This is a genomic window from Acinetobacter lwoffii (genome assembly GCF_024129685.1).
GTDB lineage: Bacteria > Pseudomonadota > Gammaproteobacteria > Pseudomonadales > Moraxellaceae > Acinetobacter > Acinetobacter lwoffii_X.
Genome location: NZ_JAMXXL010000011.1, coordinates 1 through 25,990, shown reverse-complemented (window position 1 = coordinate 25,990; position 25,990 = coordinate 1). Strand labels below are relative to the sequence as shown.

The 25,990-nt window shown below is 44.0% G+C and carries 24 protein-coding genes; 16 read left to right on the top strand and 8 right to left on the bottom strand.

Going from position 1 to position 25,990, the window contains the following annotated elements:
* Positions 1–37: 37 nt before the first annotated feature.
* The gene (locus NI464_RS07205; protein ID WP_004279005.1) at positions 38–817 is read right to left on the bottom strand and encodes a ferredoxin--NADP reductase; all 780 of its coding nucleotides are present in this window, start codon (positions 815–817) and stop codon (positions 38–40) included.
* Between the two features lie 105 nt (positions 818–922).
* Between NI464_RS07205 and tsaA the strand changes: the two genes are divergently transcribed.
* Positions 923–1,642, top strand: a complete 720-nt coding sequence (gene tsaA / locus NI464_RS07200) for a tRNA (N6-threonylcarbamoyladenosine(37)-N6)-methyltransferase TrmO (protein WP_253138060.1) — start codon at positions 923–925, stop codon at positions 1,640–1,642.
* A 1-nt stretch (position 1,643) separates the two neighbouring features.
* On the opposite strand, the gene NI464_RS07195 is transcribed toward tsaA, so the two are convergent.
* Positions 1,644–2,894: an MgtC/SapB family protein gene (locus tag NI464_RS07195; protein WP_253138058.1), complete on the bottom strand. Its 1,251-nt coding sequence runs from the start codon at positions 2,892–2,894 to the stop codon at positions 1,644–1,646.
* Between the two features lie 209 nt (positions 2,895–3,103).
* On the opposite strand from NI464_RS07195, the gene tfpB reads away from it, so the two are divergent.
* The 4 genes from tfpB (at position 3,104) to NI464_RS07175 (ending at position 7,451) form a co-directional block, all read left to right on the top strand.
* Positions 3,104–4,861 carry a type IV pilus assembly ATPase TfpB gene (tfpB, locus tag NI464_RS07190; RefSeq protein WP_253102391.1) on the top strand — a complete coding sequence of 586 codons (1,758 nt, stop codon included), beginning with the start codon at positions 3,104–3,106 and terminating at the stop codon, positions 4,859–4,861.
* Between the two features lie 93 nt (positions 4,862–4,954).
* Positions 4,955–5,320 (top strand): NirD/YgiW/YdeI family stress tolerance protein, encoded by a 366-nt coding sequence (locus tag NI464_RS07185; RefSeq protein WP_004645581.1) that lies wholly within the window; start codon positions 4,955–4,957, stop codon positions 5,318–5,320.
* 135 nt (positions 5,321–5,455) lie between these two features.
* A complete protein-coding gene (locus NI464_RS07180; protein ID WP_114541951.1) occupies positions 5,456–6,121 on the top strand; it encodes a response regulator transcription factor in 666 nt (221 codons plus the stop codon).
* Between the two features lie 4 nt (positions 6,122–6,125).
* Positions 6,126–7,451: a sensor histidine kinase gene (locus NI464_RS07175; RefSeq protein WP_253138057.1), complete on the top strand. Its 1,326-nt coding sequence runs from the start codon at positions 6,126–6,128 to the stop codon at positions 7,449–7,451.
* 82 nt (positions 7,452–7,533) lie between these two features.
* On the opposite strand, the gene hemP is transcribed toward NI464_RS07175, so the two are convergent.
* Positions 7,534–7,704: a hemin uptake protein HemP gene (gene hemP / locus NI464_RS07170; RefSeq protein ID WP_004645578.1), complete on the bottom strand. Its 171-nt coding sequence runs from the start codon at positions 7,702–7,704 to the stop codon at positions 7,534–7,536.
* Positions 7,705–7,842: 138 nt separating this feature from the next.
* Here hemP and NI464_RS07165 point away from each other — a divergent pair, with 138 nt between their 5' ends.
* Positions 7,843–8,742: an NUDIX domain-containing protein gene (locus NI464_RS07165; protein WP_253138055.1), complete on the top strand. Its 900-nt coding sequence runs from the start codon at positions 7,843–7,845 to the stop codon at positions 8,740–8,742.
* A 58-nt stretch (positions 8,743–8,800) separates the two neighbouring features.
* Here NI464_RS07165 and NI464_RS07160 read toward each other — a convergent pair whose 3' ends face one another.
* On the bottom strand, positions 8,801–9,346 hold the full coding sequence (locus tag NI464_RS07160; protein ID WP_114541948.1) for a tetratricopeptide repeat protein: 546 nt from the start codon (positions 9,344–9,346) through the stop codon (positions 8,801–8,803).
* 14 nt (positions 9,347–9,360) lie between these two features.
* Complete coding sequence (gene mrcB, locus NI464_RS07155) at positions 9,361–11,751, bottom strand: penicillin-binding protein 1B (RefSeq protein WP_005106491.1); 2,391 nt, start codon at positions 11,749–11,751, stop codon at positions 9,361–9,363.
* Positions 11,752–11,942: 191 nt separating this feature from the next.
* On the opposite strand from mrcB, the gene NI464_RS07150 reads away from it, so the two are divergent.
* Together NI464_RS07150 and NI464_RS07145 are read left to right on the top strand one after the other, a co-directional pair.
* A complete protein-coding gene (locus tag NI464_RS07150; RefSeq protein ID WP_004645573.1) occupies positions 11,943–12,881 on the top strand; it encodes an NAD(+) kinase in 939 nt (312 codons plus the stop codon).
* A gap of 3 nt (positions 12,882–12,884) precedes the next feature.
* Positions 12,885–13,157, top strand: coding sequence for a YeaC family protein (locus NI464_RS07145; RefSeq protein ID WP_004278992.1), 273 nt, complete (start codon positions 12,885–12,887; stop codon positions 13,155–13,157).
* Between the two features lie 83 nt (positions 13,158–13,240).
* Here the strand turns inward: NI464_RS07145 and NI464_RS07140 are convergent, their stop codons facing one another.
* Positions 13,241–14,242: a glycosyl transferase family protein gene (locus NI464_RS07140; RefSeq protein WP_253138054.1), complete on the bottom strand. Its 1,002-nt coding sequence runs from the start codon at positions 14,240–14,242 to the stop codon at positions 13,241–13,243.
* 407 nt (positions 14,243–14,649) lie between these two features.
* Here NI464_RS07140 and NI464_RS07135 point away from each other — a divergent pair, with 407 nt between their 5' ends.
* Together NI464_RS07135 and NI464_RS07130 are read left to right on the top strand one after the other, a co-directional pair.
* Positions 14,650–15,993, top strand: a complete 1,344-nt coding sequence (locus NI464_RS07135; RefSeq protein WP_253138052.1) for a dicarboxylate/amino acid:cation symporter — start codon at positions 14,650–14,652, stop codon at positions 15,991–15,993.
* 159 nt (positions 15,994–16,152) lie between these two features.
* Positions 16,153–17,295, top strand: a complete 1,143-nt coding sequence (locus NI464_RS07130) for an acyl-CoA dehydrogenase family protein (protein ID WP_253138051.1) — start codon at positions 16,153–16,155, stop codon at positions 17,293–17,295.
* A gap of 85 nt (positions 17,296–17,380) precedes the next feature.
* Here the strand turns inward: NI464_RS07130 and NI464_RS07125 are convergent, their stop codons facing one another.
* Entirely contained in the window at positions 17,381–17,899 is a 519-nt protein-coding gene (locus NI464_RS07125) for a DJ-1/PfpI family protein (protein ID WP_129716505.1), read from the bottom strand.
* 488 nt (positions 17,900–18,387) lie between these two features.
* On the opposite strand from NI464_RS07125, the gene pheA reads away from it, so the two are divergent.
* From pheA to NI464_RS07100, 5 genes are all read left to right on the top strand, one after another.
* Positions 18,388–19,497: a prephenate dehydratase gene (gene pheA, locus NI464_RS07120; protein WP_004645570.1), complete on the top strand. Its 1,110-nt coding sequence runs from the start codon at positions 18,388–18,390 to the stop codon at positions 19,495–19,497.
* A 66-nt stretch (positions 19,498–19,563) separates the two neighbouring features.
* Entirely contained in the window at positions 19,564–20,655 is a 1,092-nt protein-coding gene (gene hisC, locus NI464_RS07115) for a histidinol-phosphate transaminase (RefSeq protein ID WP_004645569.1), read from the top strand.
* A 3-nt stretch (positions 20,656–20,658) separates the two neighbouring features.
* Positions 20,659–22,905 (top strand): bifunctional prephenate dehydrogenase/3-phosphoshikimate 1-carboxyvinyltransferase, encoded by a 2,247-nt coding sequence (locus NI464_RS07110; RefSeq protein WP_253138050.1) that lies wholly within the window; start codon positions 20,659–20,661, stop codon positions 22,903–22,905.
* Positions 22,906–23,004: 99 nt separating this feature from the next.
* Positions 23,005–23,367 (top strand): hypothetical protein, encoded by a 363-nt coding sequence (locus tag NI464_RS07105; RefSeq protein WP_004278984.1) that lies wholly within the window; start codon positions 23,005–23,007, stop codon positions 23,365–23,367.
* On the top strand, positions 23,355–23,897 hold the full coding sequence (locus NI464_RS07100) for a GNAT family N-acetyltransferase (RefSeq protein WP_253138049.1): 543 nt from the start codon (positions 23,355–23,357) through the stop codon (positions 23,895–23,897). Before NI464_RS07105 ends, NI464_RS07100 begins: the two co-directional genes overlap by 13 nt.
* A gap of 32 nt (positions 23,898–23,929) precedes the next feature.
* Here the strand turns inward: NI464_RS07100 and NI464_RS07095 are convergent, their stop codons facing one another.
* Positions 23,930–24,562: an alpha/beta hydrolase gene (locus tag NI464_RS07095; RefSeq protein WP_004645565.1), complete on the bottom strand. Its 633-nt coding sequence runs from the start codon at positions 24,560–24,562 to the stop codon at positions 23,930–23,932.
* Positions 24,563–24,685: 123 nt separating this feature from the next.
* On the opposite strand from NI464_RS07095, the gene yaaA reads away from it, so the two are divergent.
* On the top strand, positions 24,686–25,468 hold the full coding sequence (yaaA, locus tag NI464_RS07090) for a peroxide stress protein YaaA (protein ID WP_044113004.1): 783 nt from the start codon (positions 24,686–24,688) through the stop codon (positions 25,466–25,468).
* The last annotated feature ends 522 nt before the right edge of the window (positions 25,469–25,990 follow it).

Genomic DNA, 25,990 nt, shown 5'->3' with positions numbered 1-25,990 from the left:
CCGGACTTAAAAGTCCGGTTTTTTAGTTTAGCAAATCTTATTTTTCTACGAATGCACGTTCAATCACGTAGTCACCCAGAACGCCCATTTTCGGAGATTCTTTCAGACCGTGTTGGTCAAGAAGCGCAGCAACGTCATCTAGGAATGCCGGGCTACCGCATAACATGGCACGGTCAGTTTCCGGGTTGAAACGTGGCAGACCGATTTTTTCAAACAGTTCACCGGTTTCAATCGCAGTGGTTACACGACCTTGATTTGGATATTCTTCACGGGTTACGGTTGGGTAATATACCAATTTTTCTTTCGCGCCGAGTTCAGAGAAGAATTCATGATTTGGAACTTCATTCAGGATCAAATCTTGATAAGCCAGTTCTGAAATGAAACGGGTACCGTGAACTACGATAATCTTTTCAAAACGTTCGTAAGTTTCAGGATCGCGAATAGTCGACAGGAAAGGTGCAAGACCAGTGCCAGAAGAAAGAAGGTAAAGATTTTTACCTGGATTTAGGTCATCCAGTACCAATGTACCTGTAGGCTTTTTAGAAACCAAAATGTCATCGCCGACTTTTACTTTCTGTAAAATCGAAGTCAGTGGACCATCAGGCACTTTAATTGAGAAAAATTCTAACTCTTCTTCGTAGTTGGCGCTTGCAATTGAATATGCGCGCATTAACGGCTTGCCATTGACTTCAAGGCCGATCATTACAAACTGACCGTTTTTAAAACGCAAAGCAGTGTCACGAGTCGTTTTAAAAGAGAATAAAGTATCATTCCAGTGGTGGACGTGAGTAATCTTTTCGACGTTAAAAGCAGCCATTAAAGGTCTCAATAAATTATCAAATTAGAACAGCTTGCTATTCTAATCTAAATTCATTCTCGATAAACTGAATATATTTAATTGAGCTTATCAAAAAAAGTGATGATGACCGAACTTGCGCTGCCGATTATTGGTTATATGCGTTCTCCCTATAAAGAAAAATTTGGTATTCCTCGTCAGCCGAATCTGGTTCAGGTCGAAAGCTATATCGAAATGGTCGGGCCCTATAATGATCTGCTCGCCTTTGAGGGGATTGAAGAGTTCAGTCATCTTTGGCTGGTCTGGCAATTTCATGACAATAAAAACCAGCACAACAGCCAGTTTCGTCCACAAGTGCGTCCGCCGCGTTTGGGTGGTAACAAGAAAATAGGCGTTTTTGCTACGCGCAGCATGTATCGTCCATCACCGATTGGTTTATCTGTGGTCAAACTCAAAGAAGTGAGAAAGGTGGGCAAGCATGTTCGAGTGTATGTGACAGGGAGTGACTTGCTCGATGGCACGCCAGTTATGGATATCAAACCTTATATTCAATATTCGGATGCTATCATTGAAGCACAAAGCGGTTATGCGCAGGATGAACCATCACGTAAAACCGTCATTTGGAGCGATGAAGCGGAGCAGCAAAAGCAACAATTACTAGGAAATGGAAAAATCTCTGTGCAGACTATTCAGGAGCTGGAAGCTGTCTTATCTCTAGATCCAAGACCTGCATATCAGGAAGATGAAGAACGGGTATATGGGATGAAGTTTGCAAATGTTGATATCCATTTCAAAATTCATGCTCAGCAAGTGCTCATTGTTGCTATTCAGCATATTCCTTCCTAGATTATAGGTTCCACCACAACAAGCCGATCAACGCTACCATATGCAAAATCTGCACAGGCGCAAAATAAAGGACAAACTTCCAGCCACCGGTCAAAGCGGCATTGGCTGACTTGGCCAGGGCATGAGCACCCAGACCTAAAAGCAGGGCATAAATCAAACGTAGATTGGAGGGATCACCTTGAACGACGACACTGGCCATCGCGGCATGAATCTCAAACAGAGAGGCGAGTAAGGTCCCGGCCAGTAAGCCGGCATCCCCGAGCCAGACCTCCAGTCCGTAAACTCCAGCCTGAATCAGCGTTAAAGTCACTGCAATAATCACAGCTTCTTTTAAGCTGAACATCTGGCTGTCTGACGATTCCATGCTCGGAGCAGGTTTTGCCTTGCGCAATAATAAAAATGCACAAGCTGCCAGAAGGATTACGGCAACTAAAGAGGGCAAGAGCAGGATTTTAAGCCAGCTCCAGGATACGCCCCCGACCACAATCAATAGCAACACAATAGTCGAGATACAGGACATCAGCGCGGCACCGGCATTCGATCGTGCATCCATTTCACCTTTACGGACCTGTAAACCTAACTGAGCGATGGTCGCCGTACTGGAAACAAAACCGGAAGCAATGGAGGACAGCATCAGGGCATTTTTAGTCGAAAAAAAGCGTTTCGCAATATGCGCCAGAGCTTGTACCACTAAAATTAAGGTCAGTAATTTTAAGATAATATAAGGGTTAAGCACTTCTCCCCAAAAAGGGCGATCAGGGGTCAGCGGCAAGCCAATCAAAATCAAGGCCAGTAATAATAGTCCATCCCTGAATTCGGCTTCTTTAATCCATTTTCCGGCAATATTGTGCATGGTATGTTTGGCCATCAAAATACCGGTTAAGAGCACAGAAAGACCGGCTGCCAGAGGAATATTCCATAAACACATGGCGCCAATAAAATAGGTCATCACAAATGCAAGCTCTGTGGTAATGCCCGGATCATCTGGTTGATTTTTGATAGATAAAATGACCATGCCACCCACGATCAAAGCACCTATTACAGCAATCACGATTCCAAACAGGAAACACAGTGCACCCAATAAAGCACAGATTGCAAAGGAACGTAAGCCGGCAAAACTCGGTTGCTGTTCGCGTTGCTTATGCCGTTCCCGCTCCAGACCAATCAATAGGCCGCAGCCTAATGCCGAGGTGAGTATCGTGAGCAGTTCATGAAAAGAATGCGCATGCAGGGGAACCGCAGTCAAATCCATCTGTGACCTCAGCAAGCTAAGAGTTGATTATTTAAAAATATATGCGACGAGATAGAGTTTGCATAGATCAAAAATGTTGCGGTAGTAATCAAATCCATTATTTACTTTCTTTTTGAGATTGAAATAGAAACGTACATTCAACAGGTGGGGAGCATGCGAAAAACTGCAAAAACTTGTTATAGTGGAGGCAAGTTTGGGGACTGATAATAATGAAATTTGACTTTGAAATTGATACGGCATGGTGTCTAGACCAACTCTTTAAAGACGGTAAAATCAGTGAACGCGACCGGATGCTGGTACAAACCACTCATCGGCAACGTGAACAACTAAAATGGCACCCTTTACAGTGGATTGCTAATTTTAATCTGGTCGATCAGTCCCATCCTCAAACAACACTGACTCTGAACCGTTTATGTCAGTGGCTGGCAGAAAAAACCGGATTGATGTTCTATATCATTGATCCGCTCAAAGCTGATGTACAGGCATTGACCCATGTCATGTCGCAGGAATATTCACTGCGCAACCGTATTCTGGCGGTAGAAATTCAGGCAGACAAAGTTCTGATTGCTACAGATCAGCCTTATAAAACTGAATGGATGTCGAATCTCGAGCAGAATATTGCACCAAAAAAAATACAACGGGTATTACTGAATCCAGAACAATTACAACGTTATATTACTGAATACTATCAAGTCAGTCGTGCAGTTAGTGGTTCACAAAAATCGTCTGCCTATGACCGGGAAAATAAGGGCGTCGAAGCCTTGCTGCAACTGGGCGATTCCCAGAATCCGGATGCCAATGACCAGCATATTGTCAAACTGGTGGACTGGGTGCTGCAATTTGCTTTTGAACAAGGTGCCAGTGATATTCATATGGAACCACGTAAAGACACCGGCAAGATCCGTTTCCGGATTGATGGGGTGCTGCATACGATTTACAACATGCCGGCCAATACATTGACCGCCGTCATTTCCCGAATCAAGATTCTGGGCCGGATGAATGTGGCGGAAAAACGTAAGCCACAGGATGGCCGCCTGAAAACCCGGACACCTAAAGGACAGGAAACTGAACTGCGTCTGTCGACCTTGCCGACCGCCTTTGGTGAAAAACTGGTGATGCGTATTTTCGATCCGGAAGTGCTGGTGAGAAGCTTCCAGCAACTCGGTTTTGAAGGTCATCTGCTCAACGACTGGAACAATCTGACCAGTCACAGTCACGGCATTATTCTGGTGACCGGTCCGACTGGTTCCGGTAAAACTACTACGCTTTATTCAACCTTGAAACAGCTGGCGACTGAACAGGTCAACGTCTGTACCATTGAAGACCCGATCGAGATGCTGGAACCCAGCTTTAACCAGATGCAGGTCAATAATGGTATCGATCTTGGTTTTGCTGACGGCGTGCGTGCATTGATGCGTCAGGACCCGGACATTATCATGGTCGGGGAAATTCGTGATCAGGACACTGCCAATATGGCGATTCAGGCCGCATTGACCGGTCACCTGGTTCTCTCAACTTTACATACCAACGATGCGCCGTCGAGTCTGACCCGTCTGCATGATCTGGGCGTACAGCCATTTTTGACAGCAGCAACCATCTTGGGTGTTCTGGCTCAACGTCTGGTACGTAAGCTGTGTCCGCACTGCAAACAGGAAAGCTTCCTGAATGAACAGGAATGGCAGCATCTAGCTACGGATTATCCTTTGCCGCGACCGGAATTTGTCTTTAAGGCGGTGGGCTGCGAAGAATGCCGGCATACCGGCTATAAAGGCCGTATCGGGATTTATGAGTTTATGCCATTGAGTCTGACCACCAAACAGCTGATTGGTGCCGATGCCAACCTGAACCAGCTGCGTCAGCAGGCTAAAAAAGAAGGGGTAGAGCCGCTCAGAATTGCCGGGGCACGCAAGATTCTGGAAGGTGTGACCACGCTTGAAGAAGTCCTGAGAGTTGTGCCCTTAAATTAATTTTGAAAATGAAGCAATCTTAAGATTCAATTCATCTTCGGCTGTTTTAATAGCATCATCGAAACAAGGCAAGACTTTAAAGAGGTAATTGCGATGAAAATGATGATAAATACGGTTTTGGCAGCTGCATTGATGGGTTCTATCGCGACGGCTACGATAGCAAGTAGCGACACTGCTGTGAATCAGGCTGCTTTTGCTAAATCGACCACAGTCAAACAGGCACTGGCCATGAAAGATGACAGTAAGGTTCAGCTTAAAGGTTATGTCGTGAAAGCGGTCGGTGATGAAAAATACCAGTTCCGAGACAGCACAGGAACTATTACTGTTGAGATTGATGATGAACTTTGGCAAGGCAAACCGATTTCAGCCAAAACACCGGTAATCATCACAGGTGAAATCGACATTGATTATAAACCGGCAAAACGTGTTGAAATTGAGGTTGATCAGGTTCGTTTCTAATATCGCCTGATTTGCTGAAATCAATTTGAACACAGCGACAAAAAACCACATGCAAGTTACCAAAAAGCATGTGGTTTTTTTGAGTCTGGAACTTTTTCAAGGCAAGATAGAACAAGGAAGCAAACGGAGCAGAATATGCGTATTCTTTTGGCGGAAGATGATCAGTCTCAGGCAGACAGTATCCAGACTTGGCTGGAAATGGACGGTTATGTGATTGATCGGGTAGAGCGTGGTGATCATGCGATCCTAGCGATTGAGCAGCATAAATATGACTGTATTCTGCTGGATCGTGGCCTGCCGAATGCCACTGGAGATGACATTCTGAAAATTTTGCGCAGCCAACATCAAGATACGCCGGTGATTTTTATTACGGCCAAAGACAGTATTGATGACCGGGTTGAAGGTCTGGATTTAGGCGCGAATGATTATCTGGTCAAACCTTTTAGTCTGGAAGAACTTTCGGCCCGAGTTCGTGCCCAACTCAGACAGAAACAGCAAACACCGAATCATATCCTGCAATGGCAGGATCTCAGTCTGGACACTCAAGCCAAGACCCTAACTAAAGAAGGTCAAGCTGTGAATCTGACTGCGAAGGAATTTCAAATTCTATACAAGCTGATGCAGCAGCCTGAACATATTGTCACCCGTGAACAGCTGGAAGAATCGCTGTACGCTTGGGGTGATGAAATTGAAAGTAATGCCATTGAAGTATTTATCTATCAGCTGCGTAAAAAAATCGGCAGCCAGATGATCAAGACTATTCGCGGTCTGGGCTATCGCATGCATAAGGCTGAGGTATAAACCTATGTCAGCTGCTATTTCCTTGCAAACTAAACTGATCAAACATGCGCTGTTCAGTTCGATATTGGCTGGAGTATTGGCCTGGCTGCTGTTATTGGGAATTTCCAGTTATCAGGCCAGTCAGTTGCATGATGAATTAATGGAGCAAATTTCTGAGTTACTGCTTGGCGATGTTACCCAGGCCAAAGACGCCCAAGTCGATGAACTCAGTGAACAGTTTGATATCCAGTATGCCTTGTTGCTGGATCAACAGGTACTGACTACTTCGATTGATGATGAATTAATTAATACCATTCCAAAAGCACAGAACAACGGCTTTCAGTTTGCTTATGAAAATGGTCATTTTATCCGGATACTGACTGCGGAAGATGACGACCTTCAGGTCAAAATCGTACAGCCACTTTCAGTACGTTTCGATGAACTCTGGCAAACTACTTTGGGCTTTGCCGGGATCTTATTGATTTTATGGCTAGTGCAATGGCTGATTTTGCGTGTTGCGATCAAACGCCAGTTACGGCCATTAAACAAAATTTCCCGGGCGATTGGTTCCAAAACTGCTCAGGATCTAAGCCCTCTCAAAACGCCTGATCCTGAAATCACTGAACTGCAACCGATTATTCGTCAGTTGAATGCCATGCTCGGCCGGCTGGAGAAATCACTGGCTGCTGAACAGCGTTTTACTGCAGATGCTTCACATGAGCTGCGTTCGCCACTGTCTGCGATTCAAATGCGTCTACAGGTTTTAAAACGCAAATATCAAGATGATGCACAGCTCCCTCAGGCATTGCAGCTGATTCAAAATGATGTCAATCGTGGTACGCAGGTACTGGAAAATTTACTTTTACTGGCACGACTCGATCCGGAACGAACAGAGCAATTACCAGCGCAAACGGTTAATCTCAAAAATCTGGTTCAGGAAGCTTTGCAGGCCTTGCAGCCTTTTGCAGAAGAAAAAGATATTCATTGGAATCTCAACCTTGAGGATGCTGTGATCGAAGCGAATCCAGAACTGATTTTTAGTTGTATTCGCAATCTGGTCGACAATGCTATTCGTTATACGCTGCCACAGGGACAGGTCGAGATCCGAACAGTTATTGAGCAGCATCAGATACAACTATTGATTGAAAACTCAGGAGAGGGGATTGCTGATGAGGTAATGGAACGTTTAGGTGAACGTTTTTATCGGGCTTTGGGTACGCGAACTCAGGGTTCAGGTTTAGGCCTGTCCATTTGCCAGAAAATTATGGCACTACATGCAGCTAAAATTGATTATGCGCCGTCGGTGTTGGGCGGACTTAAAGTGTCATTGAGCTTTAAACATGAATCCTAATCAAAGATTAAAAAACTAAAAAGCAGTATGCGCTGATTCATACTGCTGCTTCCCACGTTTGTTATTATTAGAACTGATTTAATTATTTGGTCAGAATAAGACGGTTATTGCGGGTCAGACGCAAGCGGTATTCTTCGCCGGCATGCATGATCCGGATTTCACGACCCAGTGCAAACAAATTGTTAGAGTGCAGCATTGGCAAGGCATGGTGAGTATCATTGTTACGGGTAAATAGGCTAAATGGGGCGTTCATTCCGTCGACTCCGTGGTGTGTTTTGGATTGATTTAAATGATAATCATTATCGAATAGGTCTGTCAACGAAATATTGAGCAATTTATAAAAAACTCTAATTTGCTTACAATCTGTAAAACTTTAACGGTTCTGTACATCATGACTAAAGCTACGATTCATGTCGCAATTGCGCTTTTATTTTATCAAAATCAGGTTCTCGTCGGCTGGCGTGAGGCCAAGCAGCATCAGGGCAATAAATATGAATTTCCAGGCGGAAAAGTTGAACAGGGTGAGTTGCTAGTCGAAACCTGTCGCCGCGAAGTGATTGAAGAGGTGGGCGTTGATATCGAACGCTGGCATGCTTCTGATTTTATCTCCCATGAATATGAAGATCTCATCGTCAATTTGCATATTTTCCATGCTTCAGTACAGCCTGCGCAACTGGCTGAAATCAAACAGCCTTGGCGCTGGTACAGCCGGGAAGAACTTGGCCAGTTGAATTTTCCGAAAGCCAATCAGTCCATGATTCAAAAGCTGCAATGGCCGCAGCGCATCAAGATTGCTGAAGATCTGGATATCTTATCAAGTCTAGATACAGATCAAATGTTGTATTGGCGCGTGGAAGCAACGCCTGAACGGATCATGCAATTACAGCAGTATCCGGTAGATCAACTCTCCAAGTTAATTATTAATCAGCAGCTTTGGTCACAACTGAATGAATTGCAGCAGCAGACGATTCGCACGATTCATCTAAAACAGACTCAATTGATGGACTTGAAACAAGGCGAATTGAAATCTGGTTATCGTTATCTGGCGGCTTGTCATGACCTGAGCGCTTTAATGCATGCAGAACAGATCGGTTGTGAAGCGGCTTTACTTAGTCCGGTACTGGCGACCGCAACGCATCCAGAAACACCTGCGCTAGGTTGGGAGCAATTTAAGCAAATGTCAGAGCAGGTACAGATTCCGGTTTTTGCTTTGGGCGGAATGAAGGCTGATGAGCTCGATTATGCAAAAAGCCAACATGCTTATGGCATTGCCGGCATTCGCTATATTTAAACACTTGATTTAGAAAACAAAATTTCTATTGGTAAGTCAGTTTCTATAGAAAATTATCTTAAAGCTTTTTCAGTGCCTGTTGAGCTTGCTGAATCGCTTTGGCATTTTTCCGCAACTGAGCAGATTTAAGGCGCACTTGCCAAAGCTGCTTTTTCATGGCACTAGATTGTGCATAACTCAGGCCACGTAAGGCAAAAGCATCGGCGCTTGCTGGCTGATTTTTACGGTTGGCGATCATGCCTAAGTATAAATAGGTTTCCGGTGCTTGAGGGGCCAGTCGCTGTGCCTGAGTTGCAGAAGCTTCAGCTTGAGCGAACTGCTGCTTGGTATAGGCCTGCTGGGTTTGCTGCATCAGACTCTTAAAAGCCGGCAGATTACGGCCATCATCAAACTTTTGGCTTTTCGGCTTTTGCTCAGGAATGACAATTTTCTGACGTTTGATGTCAGGACGGTCATAAGGCGTAATCACGACGCCGTCTGGCGTTTTTGCCTTAGGTTTTTCCGTCGCAGGCTTGGCAGGGCTAACTGGCTTTTCTGGCTCAGAGATACTTTGGCAGCCCACCAGACTGAGGATGAGCAAACCAGGGAGGATTTTTCTTAACATAAACATAGACTCAATTAATGGCTATAACTTCCACTGGCGATAATACGGGTTTCGCTCTCAAGATCGCGTTCTATTTCTGTTTCACTTTCTTGTATGTAGCGACTCATATCATCCTGTTCAGCATCAGATGGCGCAGGTTCTGAATCAATATCATAAGGTTCCGTCGCATAGTGCGAGATGCCGCAGGCAGTCGCCTGATTTGGCAGGGCATGACGCGAAATCGGGATATACATGGCGCCTTCACAGCCTTGTGCAGACAACAAACCCGTATAACGATCCAGCCAATGCCATTCGATTTCATTCGGCTGTGGCAGATTCACCGGTTTCTGGCGCAACTGTTTCATGACATTGGTCCAAACGGGCAGGGCACCTGAAGAACCGGTTAAGCCAGTGACTTTGTTGTCATCCAGACCGAGCCAAACCACGGTCATATAATTACCTGAGTATCCGGCAAACCATGAGTCACGGCTGTCATTCGTAGTACCGGACTTACCAGCAAGATTCAGACTGCGTGGTAAGCTGTTATAGGCTGCACGACCTGTACCATTCGACATGACCTGTTGTAAGCCATAATTCAGGGCATAAGCAGAAGCTGGATCAATGGTCGGTTGTACACTCAGGCTATAACGATCCAGAGAGCGGCCGTTGGCATCCACCACAGAGCGGATGGCTTTGGTTGGGTATTTAAAGCCGCCTGTAGCAAAGTTGCCGTAAATATTCATCACTTCCATCGGGGACATATCTACCGCACCCAAGTAAATCGATGGATAAGATGGAATATCTGAGGTCACACCAAATTTTTTCAGATGATTAATAAAGGTGGACAGACCAAATTCTTGTGCTAAACGCACAGTGGACAGGTTATAAGATTGCGATAAGGCTTGTGACATTGGAATGACACCATGTCCGCGACCACTATAGTTTTTCGGCGTCCAGGTTTTGCCATCACTCTTGATGCTGATTTCACTGTCTTCAATTGGGCTTGCCCAGTGATAACGGTTCGATTCCAGGGCACTCAGGTAGATCACCGGTTTTAGCAGGGAACCGACTTGACGCTTGGCATCGACTGCACGGTTAAAGCCGGTAAAATCTTGAGTAGAACCTACTGCGGCCACCAGCTCACCATTTTCCGGATGCGATACCAATACCGCACCCTGTAAATCTTTCAGGCGACCCGGATTGGATTTGCTTAAACGCGCCACCGTCTCTTTAAAGCTGTCCTGAATTCTGGTTTGGGCCAAAGGATCTAAAGTAGTGAAAATTCGCAGACCCTGATTGGTCAGATCGGTTTCCTGATAATCTGTGCGTAATTGACGACGTACAATATCCAGAAAATCCGGGAAGCGGGCAGGGCCTAAAGTCGGTTTTGAAATGACATTTAACGGACGTGCGGTTTCTTTTTCATATTGTTCCTGAGTCAGATAGCCCATCACCAGCATATTATTCAGGACGATATCACGGCGTTTTTTCGCACTTTCAGGATTGCGCCATGGATTGTATAGACTCGGGCCTTGGACTAAACCCACCAAAAATGCTTGCTGGGAAATATTCAGTTCACGCAGTGGCAGGCCAAAATAAAACTGCGATGCCAGACCATAACCATTAATGGAGTAGTTACCATTCTGGCCGAGATTTACCTCATTCAGATAAGCTTCTAGAATTTCATTCTTGTCATAATGCAATTCAATCAGCATCGCCATAAAGGCTTCATTCACTTTACGTTTTAAGGTGCGCTCAGGGGTTAAATAGAAATTTTTGACCAGCTGCTGGGTCAAGGTTGAACCACCCTGACGTTTACCACCGGTAATATTGCTGACTACGGCACGTGCAATACCACGCGGTGAAACCCCATGATGCTCATAGAACTTACGGTCTTCGGTCGCGATCAGCGCTTCGATCAAGGGCTTAGGCACTTTATTTAGCTTGATCAGCACACGGTCTTCGTTATGCTGCGGATAAATCCCGCCAATTAATAAAGGTTCTAAACGCGCAATCCCGCTTGAAGACGGTTTGGTTGCGCTGACTTCTGCAATCTGTTCACCGCTGAAACTGACTTTCAATATTTGTTCCGGTTCAACCCGGTCACCAAAATCAAAGCCGCGTGTATGCACATACAGGGTATTACCCGTGGTGACAAAGTTGCCTGATTTGGTATAACTATCCGAATTTTTATAACCGAGTAATTTTAATTCTTGTTGGAAATCCTGCAGGCTGACTGGGGCATTCACGTACACTTCCATCGGACGTGCGAAGACCTTGGCCGGAATATCCCAGCGCTGACCTTCAAACTTGTCGCGTACAATATTGTCTAATCTAATCAAATAGATACTAAATGCTACAAAGATAGAAATGACAATAATAGAAAAAATTAAGGCAAGAAACCCCATGCCACGTTCAGATTTCATAAATACTTATAAGATCCTGTGAAATTGTGCTAATCATGCGAAGCTTTTCATTATTTTGCAATATTTAATCAAGAAATGCGCTTAAAATTAAAATGAAACCCCACAATTTCTCCTTAATTCGAATATATTTCAAATAATTTCCTACCTATGAAGCACTGTTATAAATTGTCATCCAGGTATAGCTTAATGTTATGATAAGCAGGATTCGTAGCGGAGCGACGACACTGGTGCAAATTTCCCATAAGACCTTTCGAAATATCGGGTTAATAGGACGTCCTGATAAATCGTCGGTGGTTGAAACCTTATGCCTTATTCACGATCATCTTCTCAATTTAGGCCTACACCCAGTTTTTGATGCAGCGACAGCTGAACTTGTTCCCTATCAAAATACCCAAACCGTCAGTCGTGCCTTATTGGGTGAGGTGGTGGATCTGGTGATTGTCGTGGGCGGTGACGGCTCGCTATTACATGCAGCACGCGCCTTGGTCAAGTACAATACCCCGGTGATCGGGGTTAACCGTGGTCGTCTAGGGTTTTTAACGGATATCAAGCCGACCGAAGTGATCTTCAAGCTGGATCAGGTATTAAAAGGTGACTTTCAGACTGAGCGACGTTTTTTACTCGAAGTTGAAATTCGCTCCAAAGGTGAAGTGATTTACGATGCCATTGCCCTGAATGATGTGGTGCTACATTCAGGGAAATCGGTGCATATGATCGATTTTGAACTGAATATTGATGGACAATATGTCTATCGTCAGCACAGTGATGGCCTGATAGTCTCTACACCGACTGGTTCTACAGCTTATGCACTCTCTGGTGGCGGCCCGATCGTACATCCAAGCATGGATGCGATTGCTTTGGTGCCGATGCATCCGCATACCTTGTCTTCACGCCCGATTGTGGTCGGTGGACACAGTGAAATTAAATTACTGATTCGTGAAAATCGCGTACTGCCGATGGTTAGTGCGGATGGACAACACAGTGTGTCTTTGAATGTGGGTGATAGCGTCCATATTCGCAAGCATCCCTTTAAACTGAATCTTCTGCATCCACCGGGTTATGACTTTTATAATGCCTGTCGAACCAAACTGGGGTGGAATCAGGACTTTGATTATTTTAAGCAGGATTAAATCATGAATATTGAACAAATGCTTGCCGTACTCAATCCTGAGATTGTTGAACGCCTAAGAACAGCAGTCGAAATTGGAAAGTGGCCAAACGGTGTAGCCTTGACACCAGAACAGCGTCAGACCTGTATGCAGGCAGTCTATGCCTGGGAAATGAAAAACCTGCCTGAAAATGAGCGCAGCGGTTATATCGACCGCGGTACTAAAGAAGAAGGTGAGGAATGTGATGATGATCATCACAAGAATGAACCTGAATTCAAGCCGATTCGTTTTGTTTAAGGCTTAATTCCCAGCCAATAGCAATACAATTAAAAAAAAGCATTGTTCAGTGAATGAACAATGCTTTTTTCTTTTGTACAAGATTAAACCGTGTGGCGATTCGCCCATAAGGTTTTGGCTTTTTGCATCGCAGCTTCAAAGCTGTCACACACGCCCATGGTATATAGCGCAATACCCATGGTTTCTATCACTGCAATCTCGCCATATTCATGGCTTTGCTGACCGTCCCAGACAGCCTTAAATAGCGCCAGATCCAGTTCTTCTTCAATCGGACTGCGGTTGTCAGTGAGCTTTGGCAGTTCATGCTCATACAGTTCACCATCTTTAATGCCACAGATAAGCGTTTTGGCATCTGGATTACGCTCGAATTCGCCACCTTCACCTTTAATTACGGCACTATTTTTATAGCCTAAGCGGAAGGCTGCTTGCTGGTGCGAACCACGATACGCTGGATGGAAAATCGCTTGCAGAGTTGCTTTGGCATTAAATGGGTTAATTAAACGAACCAGCGTATGAATCGGGGAGCGCAGCCCCATAACATTACGCAACGCAATCAAGTCTGCCAGAATCGGAGAAATTACTTCTAGCGGGATATAGGCAAAATGCTGTTGTTGCAGTTGCTGTTCAACCTCGGCATCATTTTGACATATTGGATAGCCTAAGTAAGTTAGCACCTGCTCGGTGTAAACGCGGTTCATGGTATGACCTGAGGCACCATGCATCACAATATTAAAACCATGCTTGGCCAGCGTCAGCGCTGCCAGAATAAACCATGGATAATGTTTGCGCTTGCCCGCATAGGAAGACCAGTCCAGATCGACATCCAGTTTTTTGAAATTCAGCTGATCCCGTGTCGCCTGTACAAAACCCGCCAACTCATCTACCGACTCTTCCTTGACACGCAATAACATCAAGAATGCACCTAACTGCACATCCAGCACTTCATTTTTCAAAATCATACTGAAGGCTTGATAGGCTTCATCATAGCTGAGGGAGCGGGCGCCATTTTTCCCTTTACCCACAATGCGTACATATTGGGCAAAGGGATGTTCGAAATCTTTATAAATATTTCTTTTGGTATTCATAACTTTTTACAGCTTGCAGAAAATATTAATGTCAAGGGAGATGATGGAAATCCATAAACCTTTCAGTATACGTAAAACAATCAGTTAAATCTGATTATCGACTAATGTCTAATCTATTCTGATTAAAACATAAGCAACCGCCTAATAAGTTATGCGCATTTAGTCTGAATATTCGGTAAAATTTAGGCAATTTTTAGAGTCTGTTTAATTTTTCTTAATCTCTTTCTCCCATTTAATACTTTGGTCTGATACTTGAGTGTCAGATTCAATGCATGGCTGATTATCATTTTGAACATTCTCTTGAGCCTATTGAGACTTGATCAAGTTCATTCGAGAAGGGATGAATAGGTCAGTGTATTCCTCAAAATGGTCTTTCTTATTTTTGATATCGTTCAAGTAGATTTATTATGGCGAAACAACCAATCTATAAGTCACTGTATTTTCAAGTGATTGTGGCCATTATTGCAGGTATTCTGGTCGGGCATTTTTCGCCTAGTGGTACGCAAATTATCAATGGTGTAGAACAACATGTCCCTGGCTTGGGCGAACAGCTCAAACCGCTTGGTGATGCATTTATCCGTCTGATTAAAATGATCATCGCGCCTGTGATTTTCTGTACCGTGGTGAGCGGTATTGCGGGTATGGAAAGCATGAAATCAGTCGGTAAAACTGGTGGTGTGGCTTTACTTTACTTCGAGATCGTATCTACGATTGCTTTGGTCATCGGTCTGGTCGTGATTAACATTGTGAAGCCTGGTGTAGGCATGAACGTTGATCCTGCTTCACTGGATACCAGTGGCATTAGTAAATATGTCGCTTCAGGTGAGTCACAATCGACTATCGACTTCCTGATGAACATCATTCCAAATACGGTTGTGGGCGCATTTGCAGAAGGCGAAATCCTGCAAGTTCTATTGTTCGCGATCATTTTTGGTTTTGCACTGCATAAGCTAGGTGATCAAGGCAAGCCAGTCCTGAAACTCATCGACCAGATTTCACATGTGTTCTTCAATATCGTGAATATGATCATGAAACTTGCTCCAATTGGTGCATTTGGTGCGATGGCATTTACAATTGGTAAATATGGTATTGGTTCTCTTGCTCAGCTGGCACAGTTGATCATTTGTTTTTATATCACCTGTGTACTGTTCATTTTCATCGTATTAGGCTCAATTGCGCGTTTTGCTGGTTTCAGTATCATGAAGATGATCCGCCTGATTCGCGAAGAACTTCTGATTGTACTGGGGACGTCATCTTCAGAATCAGTACTGCCACGTATGTTGAAGAAACTAGAACTTGCTGGTGCTGAAAAATCAGTGGTCGGTCTGGTAATTCCAACTGGTTATTCATTTAATCTCGATGGTACGTCGATTTACTTGACGATGGCTGCGATCTTCATTGCACAAGCGACCAATACGCAACTTGACTTGTCTCATCAAATTACGCTGCTTCTGGTACTTCTGATCTCATCTAAGGGTGCGGCAGGCGTGACTGGTTCGGGCTTTATTGTGATGGCAGCAACCTTGGCTGCTGTGGGTAATATTCCTGTTGCAGGTCTGGCATTGATTCTCGGTATTGACCGTTTCATGTCTGAAGCTCGTGCCTTGACCAATCTGGTCGGTAACTCTTTGGCGACTTTAGTGGTTGCGAAATGGGTTGGCCAGTTGGATATGGACAAGCTGAACTACGCTTTAGCGAATCCTGCAGAAATTGATGAAAAAATGGCGCAAGAAGGCAATAACGCTCACTAAGTTTGAGTCTGTTTTTAGTGTCTAAAAGGGAAGCTTCGGCTTCCCTTTTTTATTGACTGTGAAGTTAGTAAAAAGATGAATGCCGGCACATGACAGGGAGCAGGAAAGTCGATAGTCTGTGAAAAAGAAACTAAAATGATAAACAACAAGGACAATAGAATGCTTGCCTACGATGCCGATCTAGAATTATTCCGCGATAATTTTAAACGCTTTATGAACGAACATGTCGCACCGTACTACGACCAGTGGGAACGTGAAGGTCTGATGCCGCGTTCAGTCTGGAATGCACTCGGTGAAAATGGCTTCTTGTGTGTCGATGTTCCAGAAGAATATGGTGGCTATGGGGTGCCGACCGATTATTCCTTGATGCTGATCGAAGAATCTGCACGTGCCGGATACAGTGCCATTGCCACAGGTCTGTCTTGTCATTCCGATATTGCAGCACCGTATATCCTGCATATTGGTACTGAAGAACAGAAAAAATACTGGTTACCAAAAATGGTCACCGGTGAAGTGGTCGGTGCGATTGGCATGACCGAGCCAGGTGCAGGTTCAGATTTGCAAGCCATGCGTACTAGTGCCATCTTGCAGGATGAATATTATCTGTTAAATGGCTCAAAAACCTTCATTTCCAATGGTCAGCATGCTGACTTGGTAGTGCTTGCGGTCAAAACCGATCCTCAAGCCCGAGCTAAAGGCGTTTCATTGCTGCTGGTCGATACCCATCTGGAAGGCTTTAAAAAAGGCACTAATCTGGACAAGATTGGTCTGCATGCTCAGGATACGTCTGAACTGTTCTTCGACAATGTTAAAGTGCCAAAGGACCAATTACTGGGTCAGCCGGGACAGGGATTTGCTTACCTGATGCAGGAATTGCCACGTGAGCGTACCGCCATCGCTGCCACCGCTCTAGGCGCCATTCGTGGCTCGATCGATGTGACCACACAATATGTGAAAGAGCGTCAGGCTTTTGGTCAGGTGATCGGTCAATTCCAGAATACCCGCTTTGTACTGGCGCAAGCGAAAATTGATGAATTGGCGACCGCAGCATTTTATAACCAGAATCTTGAGCTTTATATGCAAGGGAAACTGGATGTCGAAACTGCAGCGGCATTGAAAAGTTTTTCTACCGATATGCAGATGAAAATCGCGGACAATCTCCTGCAATTATTTGGGGGTTATGGCTATATGACTGAATATCCAATTTCACGTTTCTTCGTTGATGCGCGGATTCAGCGGATTTATGGGGGTACCAATGAAATCATGAAAGAGATAGTGGCACGTGGTCTGTTAGGACGTTAATAGCTCACTCATAAAAAAAGAGTCCCGAAGGACTCTTTTTTATAGGGGGAGAACATGGCCAAGATGAGAAATATTTTTTAAGACTTTATGATTTTAAGACATCCAAACATTCATGAATAAAAATGGGTAAATCATTGGGTAGACGCGATGAAATCAACTGATTATTGTCATTCACCAGTTCTGCATCATAATACGTTCCACCGGCACGTTGTACGCGACTGGCATGCGCGCGAATACTGGTAATAATTCGATTTTTCAGCACATCTGCTTCACACAGTAATAATGATGCATCACATAAACTAAAGATGGTTTTCTTGGCTTGATTAAAAGCCTGGATAAATTGCAGCACCCGCATATCGGTAGATAAAGAAACTGCAGATTCACCGCCAGGAATCAGCAAGGCATCAAAATCATCAATACTGATTTGTTCGATGTCCCGGTCAATCGTCACTGCAGAACAGCCATGCAGACCATAGACCACTTTTCCTGCATTAAACTCAATATTACAGATGATATGCTTTGCTTCCAGCAAGGCCGCAACGGGTTCAAGATATTCCTGATCTTCAAAATTATTCGTCAAAAGTACAGCTATTCTTTTTGGCATGACTGACACCCAAACGCTTGTTTTAAGTTAGACTATCTATGATTGGTCAAAAAATCGTCTCTGCTTTGTAATTGAGTAGTGATTTAATGTAAAAAAATAAGTTAAATCAAAGAGAAGTCGATAAAAATGGGGTTGCAGAGTGTGCATTTTATTGTGAAATCTATCTTAGATATGAATGGTTCAAAAATGACGTTTGCGAAGCAATTATTTTAATTTTCTTATGCTTAAAACCGCTATATAGACTAAGAAATAGTGATATTTCATCTTCCTTAAAATCAGTTAATATGGACAGGCAAATTTTACAATTTAATAATGTAAATCAAGCAGAAAAGCTGAAGTAAATGTTACCAGATATGACTAAAAACGATAAACGGTTAAAATCAACTGTATGTTTTTAAGACTTAATCTACCAATGTCATATTGCGTAACATTTGAAAGCTCACTATTGTTATACTGAACAGATAAGGTTTATGAAGGGCGACAGAACAATGATCAACGACGATCAAAACACCACGACTTCTCTTGATTTGGCAAAAATTCGTGAAGATATCGATTCTGTTGATCAGCAAATTCAGCAATTGATTAACCGCCGGGCACGTTTGGCTGAAGCTGTGGCAAAAGCAAAGTTTGCTTCAGAAGAGAATCCGCTGTTTTACCGTCCAGAACGTGAAGCTCAGGTTTTGCGTAATGTCATGGAACGTAATGAAGGGCCATTGTCTGATACCACCATGGCACGTCTGTTCCGTGAAATCATGTCGGCCTGTCTGGCACTCGAAGCGCCGCAAAGCATTGCTTTCCTTGGCCCAGTCGGGACTTATACCCATTCTGCGGTACTCAAGCACTTTGGTCATGATGCTGTGGTTCGTCCTTTACCGACCATTGATGAAGTTTTCCGTGACGTGGAAGCGGGCAGTGCCCATTATGGTCTGGTGCCGGTAGAAAATTCCTCTGAAGGCGTGGTCAACCATACGTTGGACTGTTTTAAAACCTCGAACCTGAATGTGATTGGCGAAGTTGAATTACCGATTCACCATCAGTTCCTGATTTCTGAAAATACCCGTAAAGACAGCATCAAACAGATTTATGCGCATCAGCAGACTTTGGCACAGTGCCGTAAGTGGCTGGATGCGCATTATCCAGGTGTGGAACGTGTCGCTTTAAGCTCCAACGCAGAAGCAGCGCGCCGTATTCGTAATGAATGGCATTCTGCCGCGATTGCCTCTGAAATTGCTGCGAGCATTTATGATCTCGAAATCATGCATAGCAATATCGAGGATAATCCGGAAAATACCACACGCTTCCTGGTGATTGGCCGTGAAAAAGTGCCACAAAGCGGTAATGACAAGACTTCATTACTGATTTCAGCACATGATCGTGCCGGGGCTTTGCTGGAAATTCTGGCGCCATTTGCCAAGCATAATATCAGTCTGACCAGCATTGAAACCCGTCCTGCACTTCCTGAAAAATGGGCTTATGTGTTCTTCATTGATCTTGAAGGCCATATTGAGCAGGAACACGTGAAAGCAGCCATTGAAGAAATTCGTCCTTTGGTTAAAGAAGTTCGCGTGCTCGGTTCATATCCTGCAGCTGTACTTTAAGTCAGCTATACGTGGTCAGGGCGAGGGTGCTGACCACTGTTTTATACCTAAAATTGGAAGTCTAAAATGTCGTTTGTTCCAGCCAATTCAGGCATCTCAAAATTAAAGCCATATCAACCGGGTAAACCGATCAGTGAACTTGAGCGCGAGTTGGGTCTTACCGATATCGTCAAACTGGCTTCAAATGAAAATCCGCTGGGTTGTTCAGATAAAGTCAAAGAAGCGGTCGCTGCGGAAATTGCTGAAATTGGCCGTTATCCAGATGGTGGTGGTTTTATCCTGAAAGATCAGATCAAAACCCAGTTTGGTTTTAATCATGATCAGATTACTTTGGGGAATGGTTCAAACGACTTACTGGAAATGTTTGCCCGCGCATTCGTTTCAGAAAATGATTCTGTGGTGTATAGCCAGCATGCTTTTGCAGTTTATGCATTGGTAACTCAAGCCATTAATGCACAAGCGATCGAAGTACCAGCTAAAGGCTTTTCGCATGACCTTGAAGCCATGGCGGCTGCCATTCAAGACAACACCAAACTCGTTTTCATTGCAAACCCGAATAATCCAACAGGAACCTGGTTCGAAGAAGCTGAATTTGAAGCTTTCATGCAAAAAGTTCCTGCTAATGTCATCGTGGTTCTGGATGAAGCCTATGTGGAATATTTCCCGGAAAACTTCAACAGCTTGAAATTCCTTGCGCAATATCCAAACCTGATCGTTAGCCGTACTTTGTCGAAGTGTTATGGTTTGGCTGCACTACGTGTTGGTTTTGCTCTGGCTTCAGTTGAAGTGACAGATTACCTGAACCGTATTCGTCAACCATTTAATGTCAACCATCTTGCGATGGTGGCTGCGGTGGCTGCACTGAAAGATGAAGATTTTATCGCGCGTTCTCGTGAAGTGAATAAAGCCGGTATGGCGCAACTTGAAGCTGGCTTTAAGGCTTTGGGTCTTAACTATGTACCTTCACGTGCCAACTTTATTCTGGTAGATGTACAAGCAGACCCATCAGCGACCTTCAATGGTTTGCTTAAGCAAGGGGTGATTGTGCGTCCGGTCGGTATTTCTAATCACATTCGTGTATCGATTGGTACTGAAGCAGAAAATGCGAAATTCTTGAGCGCATTGGCTAAAGTACTCGGTTTAGAGGCAAAAGCTTAAACCATGTCGCAGCCACTGTTTGAAAAAGTTGCATTTATCGGGCTTGGACTGATTGGTTCAAGTCTGGCGCGTGTCATTCGAGCCGAGCATTTGGCCAATGACATTGTTGCATCGACACGTTCACAAAAGACTTTGGAAGATGCTAAATCTCTTGGCCTGATTTCCGAAGGCTATGCCGATCCTGTAGAGGCGGTCAAAGGCGCTGATCTGGTGGTACTGGCATTGCCGGTACGTGCCACGCAAAAGGTGCTGGAAGCTATCAAGCCTTATTTATCTGCCAATACCATTATTACTGATGTGGGTAGTACCAAAGGTAATGTGGTCGATGCAGCGAAAGCGGTTTTTGGCGATGAACTGCCTGAAGGTTTTGTACCGGGCCATCCGATTGCAGGTGCCGAGCATACCGGGGTGCATGCAGGTAAAGTTGATTTATTTGCCAATCACAAGGTGATCTTGACGCCACTGCCAAGCAGTGCAGACTGGGCCGTCGATAAACTGATTCAGCTGTGGCAAGCGGCGAAAGCCGAAGTGATTTGTATGGATGTCGACAAGCACGATGAAGTGCTGGCGCATACCAGTCATCTTCCGCATCTCATGGCATTCAACTTGGTTGAGCAATTGGCCAAGCGTGAAGACAATTTAGATATATTTCGTTATGCTGCCGGTGGCTTCCGGGATTTCTCGCGAATTGCCGCTAGCGATCCACAAATGTGGCATGACATCTTTTTTGCCAACAAAAAAGCAGTTCTGAATGCTGTTGATGGCTTTGAACAGCAGCTCGCGATTATTCGCAAATTGATTGAAGATGAAGATTCCCACGCATTGATGGGCTTATTGAGTCATGCGCAGGCAGCTCGCCAGCATTTCAACCATATGCTCGCCAAGAAACCTTTCATGGAGAAAAATAAAGTGACACAACAATTTACCATTCAGCCGGGTGCCAAGAAATTTCAGGGTAAATTTACCGTGCCAGGTGACAAATCTGTGTCACATCGCTCGATCATGTTTGGTGCGATTGCAGAAGGTACCACACATGTGACCGGCTTTTTGGAAGGTGAGGATGCTCTAGCGACACTGCAAGCTTTCCGTGATATGGGAGTCAGCATTGAAGGCCCTAAAAATGGTGAAGTCACCATTCATGGTGTTGGCATGCAAGGCTTAAAAGCGCCGCAGTCTGCCATTTATATGGGCAACTCAGGCACTTCAATGCGTTTGCTGTCGGGTATGCTAGCAGCACAGAAATTTGATTCAGTGATGACAGGGGATGCGTCATTGTCTAAACGTCCAATGGAGCGTATTGCCAAGCCTTTACGTGAAATGGGCGCGCAAATTCAGACCACTGGTGAGCGAGGTACGCCACCTGTATCCATCACCGGCAACCAAAACCTGAAAGGGATTCAGTACGATTTGCCAATGGCCTCTGCTCAGGTGAAATCAGGGATTTTACTTGCAGGTCTATGGGCAGAAGGTGAAACTTCGGTGACTGAACCAGAACCAACACGCGACCATACTGAACGTATGCTACGTGCCTTTGGTTATGAAGTGAAAACCGAAGGTAATCGAATTTCACTGCAAGGTGGCGGAAAGCTGGTTGGAACCAATATTCAGGTGCCTTCAGATATTTCTTCTGCTGCTTTCTTTATGGTCGGTGCGGCCATTACTGAAAACTCGGATGTGACCCTTGAAGCAGTTGGCATTAACCCGACCCGTACTGGTGTGGTCGAAATCCTCAAGCAAATGGGTGCGGACATTACAGTTGAAAACGAGCGTATTGCAGGCGGTGAACCGATTGCCGATATTCGTATCCGTGGTACACGTACCTTAAAAGGCATTCATATGCCGGAAGATCAGGTGCCATTGGCAATTGATGAATTCCCGGCGCTATTCATTGCGGCTGCATGTGCCGAAGGTCAAACCATCCTGACCGGTGCTGCCGAGCTTCGCGTAAAAGAATCGGATCGTATTCAAGTGATGGCCGACGGTCTTCAAACCATGGGCATCGACTGTACCCCAACGGACGATGGCATCATCATTGAAGGTAAGGGCAAGTCTGGTGACTGGTCGCCAATCTTTACGGGTGGTGAAATTGAATCGCATCACGATCACCGTATCGCGATGAGTTTTTCGATTGCCGGTTTGCGTAATTCGGAGCAGATCAAGATTGTCGGTACTGAAACGGTCGCAACCAGTTTCCCGACCTTCACAGAATTGACCTCAATCGCAGGATTGCCAATTCAAGTGTCAGAATAATTTTTAAAATTATGTGAAACAGCCAAGCTTTTGCTTGGCTGTTTTGTTTATATTGCTTATGCTAAACCCATATAAGAAAAAAGCCATTTGGAAGTAGCGATGCGAAAATTAAAATTCATGGCCAATACCCAGAGCCAAACACCACGGGATGGTCAAGAAACCCAGGAATATGTAGCACATTTACTTGCCGAAAAATTAGGTAAATACGGTTTTCAGACCTTAAGCCAAAGTGGTGCTCAGGTTGCCGTCAGCGTAGAAGAACATGCGCTGCCTTTATCAGTGAGTTGCGAAACCAGAGATGAACAAGGGCATCTGGTCTGTGAGATTGCCTCATATCCTGAAGAAGAACAGGACTGGCTGGATCGTATCACCGAAAGAAGTTTGCTTAATCAGCTTGCACAGGCAGTGGAAACCTCTCTAAAAGAGCAGGAACGCTTTAGCGAGTTTGAATGGAAGAGCTAATTCAACAGACTCAATCAGCTTTGCCTACACTGCAAAGTAAACGCTTGATCCTGAATTGTTTTAAATCAGCCGATGCCAAAGAAACTTATGTTTCAATTACGCCGAGTTTGACACGTTTTATGGCGTGGGACCCACCACAATCTGAACAGGGATTTGCAACAGTCTGGCAAAATTGGCTGGAAAATATGACTGATTATAAAGAATATGTATTTGTTATCCGTCATATTGAAACACAAGAATTTATTGGGCTATGTGGTTTGCATCGACTTCATGATGAAATACCTGAAGTCGGTATTTGGATTCGTGAAACTGCACATGGTCATCATTATGGACATGAGGTAGTGCATTGTGTTGTGGCTTATGCTTTCAATACATTAGGGATTCAAGTTTTAAGCTACCCGGTAGCAGAAGAAAACTGGGCTAGCCGTAAAATTGCAGAACGCTTGGGCGGAAAAATTATCCGCTACATCGATAAGCCTAAATATCGGGCTGTGATGTATGAAATTTTTGCAGAAGATTTTGTCTTTTAATAAAAAACCCATCATTTGATGGGTTTTTTTATTTAGCCAAGCGCTAAGTACCGGGTCATTGCGATCCGCAATTGCTTTAAATAGCCGGTAAAGAAGTGGTTGGCACCAGGTAATACGGTCACTAAATGGCGTTGTGGCTTTGCCCATTCAATCATATCTGAGAGCAAAGTTACTTCATCGGCTTCACCATGAATGAACAGGATGTCGCCTTTAATTGCAGGCGTAACATAATGGCGAATACCAGCCACTGTTGCAGTTGGCAGACCGCATAAAATGGTTTGCTTTGGTTGCAGTTCTACGGGTAAGGCTGCATAGCTTTTTGCCATGACATGCGCACCAAAACTAAAACCACCTGCATAAAAAGGCAGGGCAATATGCTGGTTGCGAGCGAACCGAATGACTTCTAATACATCATCCGTTTCACCGAAGCCCTCGTCGTGTATACCTTCACTTTGACCAGAACCACGGAAACTTGGACGATACACAATACAGCCACGTTCCAGATACATTTGTGCCAGTAAAACCGGAACCTTATGTTGTGGTGTACCGCCTTGCAATGGATGGGGGTGACAAACTACCGCGAATCCTTTCACTTCACCCTGAGGATAATCCACAAAAACTTCAATCTGACCCGCAGGCCCTTGAAGAAAAATTTGCTCGGGCATATAAAAACCGATGATTAACAGGAGAATCGTGCATTTTAACGATTATGGTGAATAAAAACATGAATTGGAATTAAAATAAGCAGACTGATATAGTTTGATTAATCATTTTTTGACCAGGTTGCCATGCTCGCTTTAATTTCTCCAGCCAAAACTCTCGATTACGATACTCCATTACCGACTGACCAATTTACTCAAGCGAGATTATTAGAACATTCACAGGACTTGATCAACGTTTGTCGCACACTTTCTGCAACAGAAATTTCCAGCTTAATGAGTGTTAGTGAAAAAATTGCCACTTTAAATACCGCACGTTTTAATGACTGGCAACCGGATTTTAATTTAGCCAATGCCCGTCAGGCGATTTTTGCATTTAAAGGCGATGTCTATACAGGTCTGGATGCCTATAGTTTAAAACATGAAGATCTGCACTATGCACAAGACCGTTTACGCATGTTGTCTGGATTATATGGACTCTTACGCCCCTTGGATTTGATGATGCCGTACCGTCTGGAAATGGGAACCAAATTGGCCAATTCCCGCGGGCATAATCTATATGAGTTCTGGGCTCATCACATTACTGATCTGATTAATCAGGATTTAACCGCAGCAAATTCTGAAATTCTGGTGAATATTGCTTCTGATGAATATTACAAATCAGTCAACGAGCGCAAAATTCAGGCAGACATTATCAAGCCGGTATTTCTGGATCAGAAAAATGGCAAATATAAAGTGATTAGTTTCTATGCCAAAAAAGCACGCGGCCTCATGGCACGTTTTATGATTGAAAATAAAATTGATCATGTCGAAGAACTGAAAGCTTTTAATAGCGATGGCTATTATTTTGATGCAGACAGTTCACTCAAGGGAGAACTGGTGTTTAAGCGTGATGAACAACTGAGTGCATAAATGAGATGATTCCCAGTATCCAGCATGAGGATATATATGTTGGATACTGGGATGTATTTATCATGGTTAGCTTCTTAACTAGTCTTCAACGATTTGCCTCTATGATGAGTGAAGTATGGATGAACTGCATAATGAAAACTTCAAGATAGTTAAAAATAAAAAATGTCGCTAAACACTTTGAAATCCCTCGCAAAATCTCCCTTATTTAGATCATTTTATCCTAAAAATTAAAGTTGAGTATTCTTGGAAAAGGCCGATCAAATAAATCGAAATAACTTCTATTGAATAGGTTAGATTTCATTTATCTATATATTTTAATTTTGAATAAACTTCTTTTAGAGATTTTTAAAAATATATTAAATTCAATTATTTATTGTTTATTTGAAAGAATTTTTAATAGTATCGATTTTTTGAAAAAAAGAATTATAAATTAGGGTCTGTTGACATTTACTGTTCATAATTAACCCTATAAAGGTAGCCATAAAAATATACAGGCTAAAGCAACAGAACTTTGATAATTTC

Excerpts from the sequence above, each read along its gene's own strand:
- NI464_RS07205 (WP_004279005.1), bottom strand. The coding sequence starts at position 817 with ATGGCTGCTTTTAACGTCGAAAAGATTACTCACGTCCACCACTGGAAT.
- tsaA (WP_253138060.1), top strand. The coding sequence starts at position 923 with ATGACCGAACTTGCGCTGCCGATTATTGGTTATATGCGTTCTCCCTAT.
- NI464_RS07195 (WP_253138058.1), bottom strand. The coding sequence starts at position 2,894 with ATGGATTTGACTGCGGTTCCCCTGCATGCGCATTCTTTTCATGAACTG.
- tfpB (WP_253102391.1), top strand. The coding sequence starts at position 3,104 with ATGAAATTTGACTTTGAAATTGATACGGCATGGTGTCTAGACCAACTC.
- NI464_RS07185 (WP_004645581.1), top strand. The coding sequence starts at position 4,955 with ATGAAAATGATGATAAATACGGTTTTGGCAGCTGCATTGATGGGTTCT.
- NI464_RS07180 (WP_114541951.1), top strand. The coding sequence starts at position 5,456 with ATGCGTATTCTTTTGGCGGAAGATGATCAGTCTCAGGCAGACAGTATC.
- NI464_RS07175 (WP_253138057.1), top strand. The coding sequence starts at position 6,126 with ATGTCAGCTGCTATTTCCTTGCAAACTAAACTGATCAAACATGCGCTG.
- hemP (WP_004645578.1), bottom strand. The coding sequence starts at position 7,704 with ATGAACGCCCCATTTAGCCTATTTACCCGTAACAATGATACTCACCAT.
- NI464_RS07165 (WP_253138055.1), top strand. The coding sequence starts at position 7,843 with ATGACTAAAGCTACGATTCATGTCGCAATTGCGCTTTTATTTTATCAA.
- NI464_RS07160 (WP_114541948.1), bottom strand. The coding sequence starts at position 9,346 with ATGTTAAGAAAAATCCTCCCTGGTTTGCTCATCCTCAGTCTGGTGGGC.
- mrcB (WP_005106491.1), bottom strand. The coding sequence starts at position 11,751 with ATGAAATCTGAACGTGGCATGGGGTTTCTTGCCTTAATTTTTTCTATT.
- NI464_RS07150 (WP_004645573.1), top strand. The coding sequence starts at position 11,943 with ATGATAAGCAGGATTCGTAGCGGAGCGACGACACTGGTGCAAATTTCC.
- NI464_RS07145 (WP_004278992.1), top strand. The coding sequence starts at position 12,885 with ATGAATATTGAACAAATGCTTGCCGTACTCAATCCTGAGATTGTTGAA.
- NI464_RS07140 (WP_253138054.1), bottom strand. The coding sequence starts at position 14,242 with ATGAATACCAAAAGAAATATTTATAAAGATTTCGAACATCCCTTTGCC.
- NI464_RS07135 (WP_253138052.1), top strand. The coding sequence starts at position 14,650 with ATGGCGAAACAACCAATCTATAAGTCACTGTATTTTCAAGTGATTGTG.
- NI464_RS07130 (WP_253138051.1), top strand. The coding sequence starts at position 16,153 with ATGCTTGCCTACGATGCCGATCTAGAATTATTCCGCGATAATTTTAAA.
- NI464_RS07125 (WP_129716505.1), bottom strand. The coding sequence starts at position 17,899 with ATGCCAAAAAGAATAGCTGTACTTTTGACGAATAATTTTGAAGATCAG.
- pheA (WP_004645570.1), top strand. The coding sequence starts at position 18,388 with ATGATCAACGACGATCAAAACACCACGACTTCTCTTGATTTGGCAAAA.
- hisC (WP_004645569.1), top strand. The coding sequence starts at position 19,564 with ATGTCGTTTGTTCCAGCCAATTCAGGCATCTCAAAATTAAAGCCATAT.
- NI464_RS07110 (WP_253138050.1), top strand. The coding sequence starts at position 20,659 with ATGTCGCAGCCACTGTTTGAAAAAGTTGCATTTATCGGGCTTGGACTG.
- NI464_RS07105 (WP_004278984.1), top strand. The coding sequence starts at position 23,005 with ATGCGAAAATTAAAATTCATGGCCAATACCCAGAGCCAAACACCACGG.
- NI464_RS07100 (WP_253138049.1), top strand. The coding sequence starts at position 23,355 with ATGGAAGAGCTAATTCAACAGACTCAATCAGCTTTGCCTACACTGCAA.
- NI464_RS07095 (WP_004645565.1), bottom strand. The coding sequence starts at position 24,562 with ATGCCCGAGCAAATTTTTCTTCAAGGGCCTGCGGGTCAGATTGAAGTT.
- yaaA (WP_044113004.1), top strand. The coding sequence starts at position 24,686 with ATGCTCGCTTTAATTTCTCCAGCCAAAACTCTCGATTACGATACTCCA.